Source organism: Nostoc flagelliforme FACHB-838 (assembly GCF_014698065.1).
GTDB lineage: Bacteria > Cyanobacteriota > Cyanobacteriia > Cyanobacteriales > Nostocaceae > Nostoc > Nostoc flagelliforme_B.
On sequence record NZ_JACJSI010000008.1, the window covers coordinates 35,701 to 48,181 of the forward strand.

The window sequence follows — 12,481 nt, forward strand, 5'->3', positions numbered from 1 at the left end:
ATAGGGTATTTCCAGCAAAACTGTATGACAGAATTTTGTCTTCAAGCTCCCTTTAGTCCGACAGGCGATCAACCACAAGCGATCGCACAACTTACTGCTAGTATCCAAGCAGGTAATCGTTACCAAACTTTACTAGGAGCTACTGGAACTGGTAAGACATTTTCGGTAGCAGCAGTTATTGAGAAAATTGGCAAGCCTACTTTAGTTCTGGCGCATAATAAAACCTTGGCTGCCCAGCTTTGTAACGAGTTGCGAGATTTCTTTCCCAACAACGCAGTTGAGTATTTTGTCAGCTACTACGATTATTATCAGCCAGAAGCGTATATTCCTGTTACCGATACTTATATTGAAAAAACGGCAGCGATTAATGATGAAATAGATATGTTGCGGCATTCAGCGACGCGATCGCTTTTTGAACGCCGTGATGTCATTGTCGTTGCTTCCATTAGTTGCATCTACGGTTTAGGAATGCCAGCAGAATATCTGAAGGCTGCCATCCCCCTTCAGATAGGTATGGAAGTGAATCAACGCCAAATTTTACGGGATTTGGCCAACGTTCAATATAGCCGCAACGACATAGAAATGGGCCGAGGAAAATTTCGCGTCCGTGGTGATGTCTTAGAAATTGGCCCAGCTTATGAAGACCGAATTATTCGTGTAGAATTCTTTGGTGATGAAATTGACGCGATTCGCTACATTGATCCGGTGACAGGGGAAATTCTCAAGAGTTTGGAAGCAGTGAATGTTTATCCTGCACGCCACTTTGTCACCCCAGAAGAACGGTTAGAAGTAGCTTGTAATGACATCGCAGCCGAATTAAAACAGCAAAAACTAGACTTAGAACAAGCTGGGAAACTATTAGAAGCGCAACGCATAGATCAACGTACACGCTATGACCTAGAAATGCTGCGCGAAGTAGGTTACTGCAACGGCGTTGAGAACTATTCCCGTCACTTAGCAGGAAGACAAGCTGGAGAATCCCCAGAATGTTTAATTGATTATTTTCCCAAAGATTGGCTACTAATTATCGATGAATCTCACGTTACAGTGCCACAAATTCGTGGGATGTATAACGGCGATCAAGCTAGAAAAAAAGTTTTAATTGAACATGGATTTCGCCTTCCTAGCGCTGCTGATAACCGTCCTTTGAAAGCTGAGGAATTCTGGGAAAAGGTGAATCAGTGTATTTTCGTTTCAGCAACTCCGGGAAATTGGGAAATAGAAGTTTCTGAAGACCATGTAGTTGAGCAAGTGATTCGACCAACTGGGGTAGTTGATCCAGAAATTTCTGTGCGTCCTACAGAAGGACAAATTGATGATTTGTTGGGAGAAATTAAAGATAGAGCCGATCGCCATGAACGAGTGTTAATTACGACATTAACTAAGCGGATGGCGGAAGATTTAACAGAATATTTGCAAGACCACGGTATAAGGGTAAGGTATTTACATTCCGAGATTACTTCTATTGAGCGCATTGAAATTTTGCAGAACTTGCGCGAGGGGAAATTTGATGTATTAGTTGGTGTGAATTTGCTGCGGGAAGGCTTGGATTTACCTGAAGTTTCCTTAGTAGCAATTATGGATGCAGATAAAGAAGGTTTCTTGAGAACCGAGCGTTCCTTAATTCAAACTATTGGTAGAGCCGCGCGTCACATCCAGGGACAGGCAATTTTGTATGCCGATAATATGACAGGTAGCATGATTAAAGCTATTGATGAAACAGATAGGCGGCGCGGTATCCAAACAGCACATAATCGACTGCATGGGATTACACCGCAACCAATTGTCAAAAAATCAAGTAATGCGATTTTGGCATTTTTAGATGTCTCTCGGCGGTTAAATGCAACTGACTTGAAAGTTGTAGATGAACATATAGATGAACTGCCATTAGAACAGATTCCAGGGTTGATTACTCTGTTAGAAGCGCAGATGAAAGAAGCAGCGAAGAAACTGGAATTTGAAGAAGCGGCAAAATTGCGCGATCGCATTAAACATCTGCGGGATAAAATGCTAGGACGTTAACGTGAATTTTATGCTGACCAATATTCGCCTAATTAGTGTTCGAGAATATCACAAAATGGCGGAAACGGGGATTTTTCATCCTGAGGAACGCTTAGAATTAATCGCGGGACAAATCATCAGAATGTCAGCAAAAGGTACTGCTCACGAATCAGCAATTACCCGCACAGAAAGGTTGTTACGTCAACGTTTGGGTGACAAAGTTTTATTAAGAATTCAGTCACCAGTGCAACTTGATGATTATTCGGAACCAGAACCAGATATTTCAGTGGTGAAGCTGAATCCATTAGATTATGAGGATCATCATCCCAATGCTTCCGAAGTGTTTTTACTGATTGAAATAGCTGATTCCAGTCTCAAATATGATCGAGAAGTAAAAGCGATGGCTTCGCCAACGCCAAGGGCGAACGCATACTCAAAGTCAGGTATTATTGAGTACTGGATTTTAGATGTTAATGGACGCAAGTTGTATATGTATCGTCTCCCTAGTCCAGACGGATATCACAGTGAGAGCATACTTGCAGAGGATGTGACAATTTCACCTTTAGCTTTCCCTGATTGTGCGATCGCTATTCGGGAATTATTGCGAAAAATCTAGGAGGCGATCGCCAAAAAGCATCTACGAGATAAAATGCTAGAGCATTAGTGCTTGGTTAGGGTAGCAATTCGATGGATGTGAAAATAGCAACGTCTACGATGGGTTATGCCTACGCATATTAGTATCGCCAAGTGCAGTTTGAAATCGAAGTAACAGATGCGTAGCAAATAAGAGTCTACATGGAGGATGACATATACCCTGAGCCAGACGGATGTGAAAAAATAGTTATATGACCTCACTTATTAAAGAAATCCGTCAGAAAGTTGCTGATGAAAAATTTGAGTTTTCCAAGCACGCCGTTGATCAATCTATCTTGCGACAAGTTCAGGTTCAAGAAATCAGAGAGGTAATTGCTAATGGACAGGTTATTGAAGACTATCCAAATGATAAGTACGGCCCAAGCTGTCTCATTAGTGGTTTGACCCAAGCGCAAAGACCCATTCATGTTCAATGTAGCTATCCCTCTCGTCCATTAGTCAAAATTATTACTCTGTATCAACCTGACCCACAGAAATGGAATGAAAACTTTACACAAAGGAGAAATCGTGGCAATGATTGATGAGCAAGAAACGCTAGTTGAAAAAAAGGTAATTTACACCTTAGAGCTAAATGGACAGATATTCATGATTGAGAACGTACCTGCTCGCGTGAATGAAGAAACAGGAGAACAATTTTTTTCTCCATCAACTGTAGAGCATTTACAGCAAATTATCCTCAGTGGGCAACAGCCGGATCATTTTACTGAAGTTCCTGTCTACAACTATGCAGCATAATTATTGAAGATGCCGATTTGTACCGATAAGTGGAGTTTGAAATCGAAGCTACCGAAACTAGAAAGTTTTTCACTCTTCATTTGGCTGAATCGCTTATTTTTATACTAAGACGTTCCCGTATAATAAATAGTTAGGTTGCACAGTTATATTGGATTATGCAGATCAACTTAGTTCCGGTATGTGATCCTGGTGTTTCCTACGGTGGCGAGATGATGAGAGATGCAATCACTCGTTTCAGGAAGCGGCTGCTTGCTGTTATTGTTGTTTGCCCCAAAGAAGATTTTAAATACTCAGGTGAAGAAGCCAGACCTGATAACATCACTCGTGTCCATATTAATGCTGCGATCGCTTTGTTTCGTGAGCCAGGAACTATCGGGCAAGTCACAGGGTTCATTCATGAAAACGGAATGAATATTAATCTATCTGGTACAGGCGGTTGGTATGGGGAAGAGTTTATGAAATGCTATTCAAAAAGCTATATCAATAAGGCACGATTTAGTACATAGAAATGGAAAGACAAAAGAGGGCAAAGAGATTATTATTGATGACATGATGGTTGATGATATTATCTCTAAAGTAGAAAGCTTCATTAGTGAAATTGACCAAAGATTGAACGAGAAAAATAACCTCAATGCTTAATCTATTTATATTTACTATTGAGAAAATCAAGACCATCCTCGCAGCATTTTATGTACCTGCGCCAAGTACCACATATAATCATCAATCTTGTAATTATCAGCAGCTTTAACTATATATTCCTGAGCCAAATCAACATTATTCTCCACTTCGTAATATAATCACAAGTAAAGATGGCTGTAAAAATTTCCCTTTATCCCTTCTGATTGACCAGCAGTTAAAACATCATCTGGGGTACAATTTCCCGAATACAAATCATATACGCGCTGCATGATGCATCGAGGGTCATTTTTCACAGTTAGTAAAGAATTACGTGCCTCTTCAACATTTAACGAACGAGCTATACAGAGATATCGCCACACTGTTTCTTCTACATCTTGAGCATTCACAGTCAAATCTATTTCAAATTGTTCAGCGCCCTCAGCAAATCTTTCTGCATAATAATACGATAATCCCCGTTGCCAAAGGTAGGGTTTCATACGGGCATCCAATTGTTCTGCTATGTCAAAATCTTGAATAGATTCATCAATCTTAGCTAGTTGAAACTTAACCATGCCTCGGCGAATGTAAGCATTAGGATTTTTCGGCTGATTGCGAATGGTTTCGTTCCAACGCTGGAGTTGATTTTCCAGAGAATTTGAAAAAAACATGAGTTTGCCTAGCTAATATGCTTTAAATCGAATATTTTCAGGCTTAGGGAGAACTAGTCAACCCCTAAAATGAGTCAAGTTTTATCAATTTTTCTGGTGTGCGGCTCACCAGCAGTGGTAAAGGTTTTGAGATCCAAGATGGCATCCTCTGGAATCTCTTAGATGAGCAAAATAGATTGTGCGGTCAGGCAGCAGTTTTCTCTAAGTGTACGTTTATTACATGAGCATTAGCTCATACATAATATAAATACTAATTAATTACTTAGTGAAAGCGAGATCCATCCACGGGGTAGAAGAAACCACTTATAGAATTCAGTATTGTGATACTACTGTTTTAAAATTCAGGAAAAAACGCCCGTGGTTCCCATTAGAGATAATAATCCGACAACAATCACGCCTTATGTTACTTATGGGCTGATTGCTGCCAACGTCCTCGCTTTTCTTTATGAAGCAAATCTTCCCCCACAAGCATTAAATGGATTTTTGCACCTTGCGGCTGTAGTTCCACGAGAACTAACTTTAAGCTTTGGTGGTATCTCTTTACATCAACCAGTGCCAGAGTGGGCAACTTTGATTACTTCACAATTTTTGCACGGTGGTTTCTTGCACTTAGCAGGTAATATGCTGTTTCTCTGGATTTTTGGTAACAACGTTGAAGATAAGTTAGGTCACGCCAAATATTTACTGTTTTATTTATCTTGTGGTGTTTTGGCATCCTTGACTCAGTGGTTCTTCGCTCAAGATTCTAGCATTCCTTCTTTGGGTGCAAGTGGTGCGATCGCAGGTGTTATGGGTGCATACATTCTCCGCTTTCCCAACGCTGAAGTTCTTGGCGTTGTACCTTTAGGATTTTTCTTCCCAACTTTCCGTGTCCCGGCATATTTCTTTTTAGGATTCTGGTTTCTCGAACAAGCTTTCTACGGGCTTACTAGTCTAGAAGCACGCACCAATATTGGTATGGAAAGTGGCGGTATTGCGTACTGGGCCCATGCAGGCGGGTTTATTTTCGGGGCAATTCTCGGCCCACTCTTAGGTTTATTTAGCGATAAATCCCTGGAAGAATCTTGGTATAAGTAATTTTTAATGCTACTTTAACCTCAATTATACTGCTTGATTTAATAGGTGAAATCGCCTAACCTTCGCAACTGCTAGCCTTACAAGCTATATTGCAGTTAGTCAATAATTTAGGAAAAACACCTGTGTTTCCCCTCTACGATGAAAATCCGGCGCGAATCACCCCGTATTTCACCTACGGGTTAATTGGCATGAATACTCTAGTTTTTATTCATGAGGTAAGCCTGTCAAATGCACAATTGAGTCAGTTTTTAAGCCAGTATGCGGTAGTACCTCAAGAGTTAACCACCAATTTGAGTGGAGAGTGGATAACTCTATTTACGTCGCAATTCTTACACGGCGGTTGGTGGCACTTAATCTCGAATATGGTATTTCTCTGGGTTTTTGGCAACAATATTGAAGATCGATTGGGTCATGCCAAATATCTGATTTTTTATTTGGCGTGTGGCGCTTTAGCTGCCTTGTGTCAATGGTTTATTGGGATGAATTCTGAGATTCCTTCCTTGGGGGCAAGTGGTGCAATTTCTGGAGTTTTGGGAGCGTACATTATCCGCTTTCCTCACGCTAAAGTCATGACCTTAATATTTTTAGGGTTTTTTATCACTACAATCAGAGTTCCAGCACTAGTAATAATTGGACTTTTTGTTGTGCAAAATGTCATATCCGGTCTTGCTACCCTACAAACAGCCGCTAATATGACTGTGCAAACTGGTGGAGTTGCCTACTGGGCCCACATCGGTGGTTTTGTTTTTGGGGTAATTCTTGCTCCCTTATTTGGGTTGTTTAGACGTGACTAAGTACGGAATTTAGAAAAACTTGTAGCGAAACAATTGCTATCTTTCAATTCTCTGCGTATCCTCTGTGCTAACCTTGTATACCAGACAGTTTGCGATTTGGCAATTATTAGTTTTTGCTAGCACGAGCTGAAAGTTCTTCTGATTCTTCTACCCTAGATGTAGATGTAAATGTTGATGATTGGGTAACTTGTTCAGGCACAGAAACTATGATATCAGCACCATTAATAATTCCTCCCAATAACCCTAGTTCAGATTCAACCAACTGATCAATAGCCTCACCTAGCATATTCTCTTGTGTATAATGCGGTCGCGTTACTAGTACGATTCCATCGCTGTAGGGTTGAATTAACAAAGGATCGTTGGATATGCTGAGAGGGCTAGTATCTAAAATGACTAAATCAAAACGTTGGCGCACATCTTCCATCAACCGCCGCATTTCGCTGGATTCAAGAATGGCAGCAGATTGCCGCACAGGGCCAGGACTGGGAAGAATGTATAAATTTTCTACATCAGGGACTAAACGAATACATTCACTCAAGTTAGCGTAATAACGTAGGGGTTCAATACTGGCTTCAGGGTCAGGAATTACATTCAGGGATGTACAACCAGAAGGCGATCGCAAATCTGTTTCGATAATCAAGGTTCTTTTACCAGCCCGTGCAGAAGCTATGCCCAAGTTATATGCACTTGTCGTTTTACCCTCTGAACTGCTGGTGCTAGCAATCAAGACCACCTTTAAGGCTTTACCACCAATTCGGCGCAGATTACTACGGAATTTCTCATAAAATTCTAAATAAGGAGAATCCGCAGAAAGTAAGACCGGCACTGCTCCTTGAGGTAAATCATCAATTGGCATTAAAGGCAATTCTCCCAACAGTGCCACTTCCCGTTGCTTGAGGGTCTGGCCGATATCTTCCCTGGTTTTGAAAGTTCCTTCCAACGCTCCCAACAAAAATATCACCCCGCCACCAATCACCACACCTAAAAAACTACCGACAGCAAGGGTAATAGGCACACTCTTAGGAGGTTTAACATCGACAGCCACTGTGGGGCGTCTGGCAATGCTAAGGCTGCTGGTAGTTTCTGCCTCTGCGGTTTTAGCATCAGTTAGCTTCACCTGCATTTGGTCATAAATGGCTTTTTTAAGTGCAACCTCTTGTTCTAAACGCGATCGCTCTAATTGCTTATTGGGTATCAGAGAATACTCTTGCCGTAGCCGCGCTTCTTGTCGGATTTCTTGAGCTAGTTGTTGTTGCAGCGTCTCCTGTTGGGTTTGCAAAGCCACCATTTGGTTTGCCAATTGCTGGCGTGCGGGATCTAAGCTACTTTGGGTACGAATACCTGCAACGCTACCCTGAAGTGGAGCCGCCGTGCCATCACCACCTAACACCTCAGCAGCCCGCTGTTGTAGCAATTCCTCAGCAGCTTGTTTTTGACGCATCAACTCAACCATTGTTGGGTGTTCCGGTCGCAAATCTTTTCTGAGTACAGCAATTTGCGACTCACTTTGATAAATTTGCGATCGCAAGTTACCTATAATTGGATCGGCACTCAAGGCAGAAGAAATATAAGCCTCTCCGACTGTTAAGCCTAACTTATTTTGTAAACTGCGAATTTGACCATCAACCCCAGAAATAGTTAACTGAAGTTGCCGTTGTAGATTCTGGCTGCCAGTAATGCCGTTTAACAAGCTGCCATTCTCTGCTGCCAATATTGCTGTTCGCTCTATGCGATCATACTTTTCCAACTTCTTTTCAGCAATTTGCAATTCTCGTTTAGCTTGTGGTGTGCGATCGTTAATCTTTTCAATAATTGCTTGTAATCGCCCAGTATTAATATCACTGCTCAACTTGATCATTGCTTGCATCAATTCTGTCAATACCTGTATACCTCGTTTGGCATCAGTATCTACATATTTCAATTCCAAGATACTTGATTCCAATTCTCCAGTCCTGGGATTTTTTTTAGGAAGAGAAAGGGCGACAGCAGTACCGAGATTTTGTGGTTTGACACCGACTTTTTCTGCCACTGATGCAATTATCTGATTTGACAGTAAAACTTCCTCATTCAGTTCCTTCCCTTGCTGTTGAATTTCACTACCAGTTGCAGAGAACGACACTGGTGGCCCGCTATAAGTTAGTGCGGCAGATGTTATGTAGCTAGTAGGTGGCTCTGGTTGCATAGCTACCACAGTTGACCCGGCGACAACTAAAGCAAAACTAGCTAGTCCAATCCACTTATACTTATCGAAAGCAATAAGATAGCGCTTAACAATTGGTGGGGTCATGGTCGCTTCACTCCAATTAAAAATTTAAAATCACGTTTGCGGACTCGCTCTAAGCGTTCGCGCAGCCTCTCGTAGAGAAGCCATGCCAAAGGTTACGCCGCGCTAACAAAATTCAAAATTAGGAAGCACCAAACTAAAGGTAGTGGCTTTGATATAAAAACGCTATCAACTTCCTACTCTATATACAGATTTCTATCTTTAATATTTTTACATTAACGAATTCAAAACGGAGTTAGAGATGTGGCTACCTCCACTCCCAACTATTTAAAGATTGTAGCCTTCTTTTAAAGTCACTAATCTGACCTGCCACCGAAGTTGTCAAAAAACCGGAGAAAGGATTGAACATTGAAGAAAGGCTGGGTAATGGTAGTTAGGAAATTAGTAATTCTACCAATGAGGTTCCGACCAACAACAATAACATCATTATCTTGAAGTGCGACATTTTGAGAGGCATCACCACCTAGAGCTTTTTTAGCATCAAGTTTTTGGGTAATAGCTTGACCTCGTTCAGGATCAAAGCGAACCAAAGCGATATCTCGGAGGTTAGCAGTGTCTAGATTAACTCCTCCCAAAGCATCTACAAATGTACTGCCGTTAGGTAGTGCTTGAATAGAAAGACCTCCCGCAGCGTAGTTTAAAATCCGGACTCTAATCTGTGGTGTAGCCAAAGATGAACGTGCTACCAAGTTGCGGTCATAACCGTCATCATTACCGACTTCGCGACGAGGTATGAGTATCGCATCTCCATCTTGTAAGCGTAGATTAGGGATTGAACCACCATTTTGCAGTGCTGCATACAAATCAATAGTTTGTGAAATCACGGAACCATCAATTAACTTCCGGCGTACCTGCACCTGCCGCAGGTCTGCATTCAAAGTTGAACCACCGGATATTAGCAGGGCATCAGCAACACGGGGTGTTGCTGAATTAATTGGATAAATTCCTGGTCTAAATATTTCCCCACTTACAGTAACTTGAACTGGTCGCGTCCCTGCTAAGGATACTACTACGATTGGATCTGGGAAAAAGCGACTCAAACCTAAGCGAATTTTTTCTTGAGCTTCTTCCAAAGTTAAACCTTGTAATGACACCGTTCCCACTTGCGGCACGACGATGTTGCCTTCTGGACTAATTACAGCTTGAAAACTCAGGTCTTGACGTTGTGTTACTAAGGCTAAAACTATTACTGGATCAACCACATAACGATTTAAAGCCAAGCGAATTTTTTCTTGAGCTTCTTGCAAAGTTAAACCTTGTAATGACACCGTTCCCAGTAACGGCACTATAATATTACCTTCTGGATTGATGGAAGCTTGAAAGCTCAAATCTGGAAAGCGCTGAACCGAAACGCTAATCCCATCTCCTATTCCTAAGCGGTATGGCCCAGGGGGACGCTGAAGTACAACCCCAACTGCATCTCCTGGCCCCAAGAGGTAACGACTGAGTTGAGGGGAAACTTCCTCATTTGCACCTAGAGGTACAACCTCAGTGCCAGGCACAGGTGAGGGGGGTTGATTTGGTGATTGTCCTTGAGGTAAAAAAGGCTGGGCAACAACAAGTTGGATAGGTGTTGTTAAGAAAACTCCTACTTGTAGACTGACAAAACACAGGGCGCTGAATCCACGCATATAAGAACTGGGATCTATGAACATCGGTGCAGAAAATACTGATACAAAAATTAGTCGCGCCGAGTGGTTATTTTACTCTAAAAATGTCCTATATGTTTCTTTTGTCTGCAAGCATTTACCAAGGAAAACAAAAGAATTTTACTAAATTTAAATTTTAACTTCATATTGTCAACATATTTTTGCTAAGTTTCAGCGTGAACACAATTTACAGAAATACTGTTGATGAATCTCTGCACAAAGGCATCAATCACAAACTTTACAATGGGCCTGCCATCAATGCAGCTTGCACTGTTTCTCCAATAGACTGGGCTAAAGACCAAGATGTTTCTACCTGTCCCAAAGGTTCCATTGGAATCAGGATGCTCACGCTCACCCAAGGAGTGCGTTGCTTACGCCACTGGGTCAATTGATCCGCTAAAAACCAGCGAAAAGGTGATGGAGTTCCGCCATCTGGCGTAGCGTACCATTGCAAGACAGCGAAGGTTTGCTGGGGTGTGGAGGCACGAAAGAACCTAGCTTCTACTTTAGTTGGGACATTAGAAGCCGACTTTGCAGGCGGTTTTACAGTAAATTCAGCAGAACGAGATTGAGCTACATCCCATTTCCCCCAGCGCGACCTTCCCCAGCTGTTAACGTCTGTCCACTCTACCTCTGGTTGATCCATAGGCCCATTTTGTGGCAGCAAAAGCAGGATTGCCTGGGATTGTGAACCTTCTTTTTTAATTACCTGCAAAGACCATTTATGTTCACCAATTTGCTGTTCTGTTTGTTCAATGTTTTGCCAACCAGGAACAGTTAACCCAGTCTTGCGAATCTCTTTTAACTCTTTGAGGTTAGTAACAGGTGGCGGCTGTTTCCATTGCCAGCGTCCTGTCAGGTATCCGGGAACCCCTGCCATTGCCAACAGTAATAGCAATAACAAAAGTGCTGCTACCTGACTCAATTGGTTTTCCTTAAAAAATTTGGAGAAGAAAATCATCAGTAAAATTTGCAATACTTAGGCAAAATTTTACTTTATAAAAGAACATTTTGAATTCAGTAATATTTATGACTTACGTATAAGTGTTGAAAAATGAAGACAGGGGGACAAGGAAAATAACCATGCCCCATGCCCAATGATTCTAACTTTCTCCTTCTTGCTCAGTCTCTAGAGATGCTGAGAAATAGCTATTAATCCCATTCAGTAAGGGTACTAATGAAACCAGCATACAAGCAGAGTAGACATCACCACCCCACCCGTCATGTAGCCATTTAAAAGCCGCTTCTTGACCCGTGCCATGAAAGAAAGTTAGTAAAGTATTACGAATGATATTGGCAATAATACTAACGATTGCAGCAAGAGATAAAAAGGATATAACTGTGCGGCGTGAAGACAAAGCATCTGTCCAATAAAGCAGCATCAAGCCAACGTAGAGAGTTGTAAACAACATTTTTAGCCCTGCACAATAGGGGGCAACTTCTACAATTCTTCCTCCCACGTAAAGATTTATTTCATCTACGGTTACTTCCATACCAAATTGATTCAGTATGAAGCCTGCTGTGCCAGCAATGAAGCTTTGCAGAGGCAAGGTATAGGGAGCAATAAGGTAAGGTAATGCTGTTGGGGTTGCCAAAAATACTAGTAGCAGGGGAAATCCTTGTGATCGCAAACCTGATATTCCCTTAAACCATAAGCATAATCCTACCAATATAACGGGCAAGGAAAGGTTAACCCATTCTGTAACACCGCTAAGATAAAAAACTGCCCCTAATAACAAGAAAACAGCGCCCAAAGGATTGATGGTATCTGGTAAACGTTTCCACTTTTTTCGGTTCATCCAGCTTAGATAAGCAGCAAATGGTAAACCAATAATTCCGTGGCTAAAATATTCGTGTTCTGTACTGATATTTTTGTGCAGCCAACCATCCAACCAATGTAGCAATATCGGAGCATAAAGCAGCAGCAAAACGCCTAAAATAGCTAGATTTAATAAGCCTGATGCGTTTCTGTTTTTAATCTGTTGCTGGAGTACCATGATT

General features: G+C 41.7%; 12 protein-coding genes and 1 pseudogene. 8 read left to right on the forward strand and 5 right to left on the reverse strand.

The genetic code is table 11. The annotated features are described in order from the left end of the window. The first annotated feature begins 24 nt into the window (after positions 1-24). The 5 genes from uvrB to H6G97_RS06370 all read left to right on the forward strand — a co-directional run bounded on the left by uvrB (position 25) and on the right by H6G97_RS06370 (position 3,896). The gene (gene uvrB / locus H6G97_RS06350; RefSeq protein ID WP_100900624.1) at positions 25-2,022 is read left to right on the forward strand and encodes an excinuclease ABC subunit UvrB; all 1,998 of its coding nucleotides are present in this window, start codon (positions 25-27) and stop codon (positions 2,020-2,022) included. A 10-nt stretch (positions 2,023-2,032) separates the two neighbouring features. Next, entirely contained in the window at positions 2,033-2,617 is a 585-nt protein-coding gene (locus H6G97_RS06355) for a Uma2 family endonuclease (RefSeq protein WP_190939836.1), read from the forward strand. A 229-nt stretch (positions 2,618-2,846) separates the two neighbouring features. Next, complete coding sequence (locus H6G97_RS06360) at positions 2,847-3,176, forward strand: DUF4258 domain-containing protein (protein WP_190939837.1); 330 nt, start codon at positions 2,847-2,849, stop codon at positions 3,174-3,176. Next, positions 3,169-3,390: a YgiT-type zinc finger protein gene (locus H6G97_RS06365; RefSeq protein WP_190939921.1), complete on the forward strand. Its 222-nt coding sequence runs from the start codon at positions 3,169-3,171 to the stop codon at positions 3,388-3,390. Before H6G97_RS06360 ends, H6G97_RS06365 begins: the two co-directional genes overlap by 8 nt. Before the next feature lie 155 nt (positions 3,391-3,545). Then, complete coding sequence (locus H6G97_RS06370) at positions 3,546-3,896, forward strand: hypothetical protein (RefSeq protein WP_190939838.1); 351 nt, start codon at positions 3,546-3,548, stop codon at positions 3,894-3,896. A gap of 159 nt (positions 3,897-4,055) precedes the next feature. On the opposite strand, the pseudogene H6G97_RS06375 reads toward H6G97_RS06370, so the two are convergent. After that, a pseudogene (locus tag H6G97_RS06375) lies at positions 4,056-4,676 on the reverse strand (tetratricopeptide repeat protein). 83 nt (positions 4,677-4,759) lie between these two features. Between H6G97_RS06375 and H6G97_RS54695 the strand changes: the two are divergent. The 3 genes from H6G97_RS54695 (at position 4,760) to H6G97_RS06390 (ending at position 6,547) form a co-directional block, all read left to right on the forward strand. Further along, entirely contained in the window at positions 4,760-4,900 is a 141-nt protein-coding gene (locus H6G97_RS54695) for an MEKHLA domain-containing protein (protein WP_190939922.1), read from the forward strand. A gap of 133 nt (positions 4,901-5,033) precedes the next feature. Then, a complete protein-coding gene (locus H6G97_RS06385) occupies positions 5,034-5,753 on the forward strand; it encodes a rhomboid family intramembrane serine protease (protein WP_190939839.1) in 720 nt (239 codons plus the stop codon). A gap of 122 nt (positions 5,754-5,875) precedes the next feature. Further along, positions 5,876-6,547, forward strand: a complete 672-nt coding sequence (locus H6G97_RS06390) for a rhomboid family intramembrane serine protease (RefSeq protein ID WP_190939840.1) — start codon at positions 5,876-5,878, stop codon at positions 6,545-6,547. A gap of 106 nt (positions 6,548-6,653) precedes the next feature. On the opposite strand, the gene H6G97_RS06395 is transcribed toward H6G97_RS06390, so the two are convergent. The 4 genes from H6G97_RS06395 to crtB form a co-directional block, all read right to left on the reverse strand. Continuing rightward, positions 6,654-8,834 carry a GumC family protein gene (locus H6G97_RS06395; protein ID WP_190939841.1) on the reverse strand — a complete coding sequence of 727 codons (2,181 nt, stop codon included), beginning with the start codon at positions 8,832-8,834 and terminating at the stop codon, positions 6,654-6,656. A 293-nt stretch (positions 8,835-9,127) separates the two neighbouring features. Further along, a complete protein-coding gene (locus H6G97_RS06400) occupies positions 9,128-10,486 on the reverse strand; it encodes a polysaccharide biosynthesis/export family protein (protein WP_190939842.1) in 1,359 nt (452 codons plus the stop codon). Positions 10,487-10,718: 232 nt separating this feature from the next. Continuing rightward, positions 10,719-11,441 (reverse strand): cyanoexosortase B system-associated protein, encoded by a 723-nt coding sequence (locus H6G97_RS06405; RefSeq protein ID WP_190939843.1) that lies wholly within the window; start codon positions 11,439-11,441, stop codon positions 10,719-10,721. Between the two features lie 142 nt (positions 11,442-11,583). After that, on the reverse strand, positions 11,584-12,477 hold the full coding sequence (gene crtB / locus H6G97_RS06410; protein ID WP_190939844.1) for a cyanoexosortase B: 894 nt from the start codon (positions 12,475-12,477) through the stop codon (positions 11,584-11,586). Between the last annotated feature and the right edge of the window lie 4 nt (positions 12,478-12,481).

Bases quoted from the DNA above. Each gene is read 5' to 3' on its own strand.
- uvrB (WP_100900624.1), top strand. From the start codon at position 25: ATGACAGAATTTTGTCTTCAAGCTCCCTTTAGTCCGACAGGCGATCAA.
- H6G97_RS06355 (WP_190939836.1), top strand. From the start codon at position 2,033: ATGCTGACCAATATTCGCCTAATTAGTGTTCGAGAATATCACAAAATG.
- H6G97_RS06405 (WP_190939843.1), bottom strand. From the start codon at position 11,441: ATGATTTTCTTCTCCAAATTTTTTAAGGAAAACCAATTGAGTCAGGTA.
- H6G97_RS06370 (WP_190939838.1), top strand. From the start codon at position 3,546: ATGCAGATCAACTTAGTTCCGGTATGTGATCCTGGTGTTTCCTACGGT.
- H6G97_RS06365 (WP_190939921.1), top strand. From the start codon at position 3,169: ATGATTGATGAGCAAGAAACGCTAGTTGAAAAAAAGGTAATTTACACC.
- H6G97_RS06360 (WP_190939837.1), top strand. From the start codon at position 2,847: ATGACCTCACTTATTAAAGAAATCCGTCAGAAAGTTGCTGATGAAAAA.
- crtB (WP_190939844.1), bottom strand. From the start codon at position 12,477: ATGGTACTCCAGCAACAGATTAAAAACAGAAACGCATCAGGCTTATTA.
- H6G97_RS06400 (WP_190939842.1), bottom strand. From the start codon at position 10,486: ATGTTCATAGATCCCAGTTCTTATATGCGTGGATTCAGCGCCCTGTGT.
- H6G97_RS06395 (WP_190939841.1), bottom strand. From the start codon at position 8,834: ATGACCCCACCAATTGTTAAGCGCTATCTTATTGCTTTCGATAAGTAT.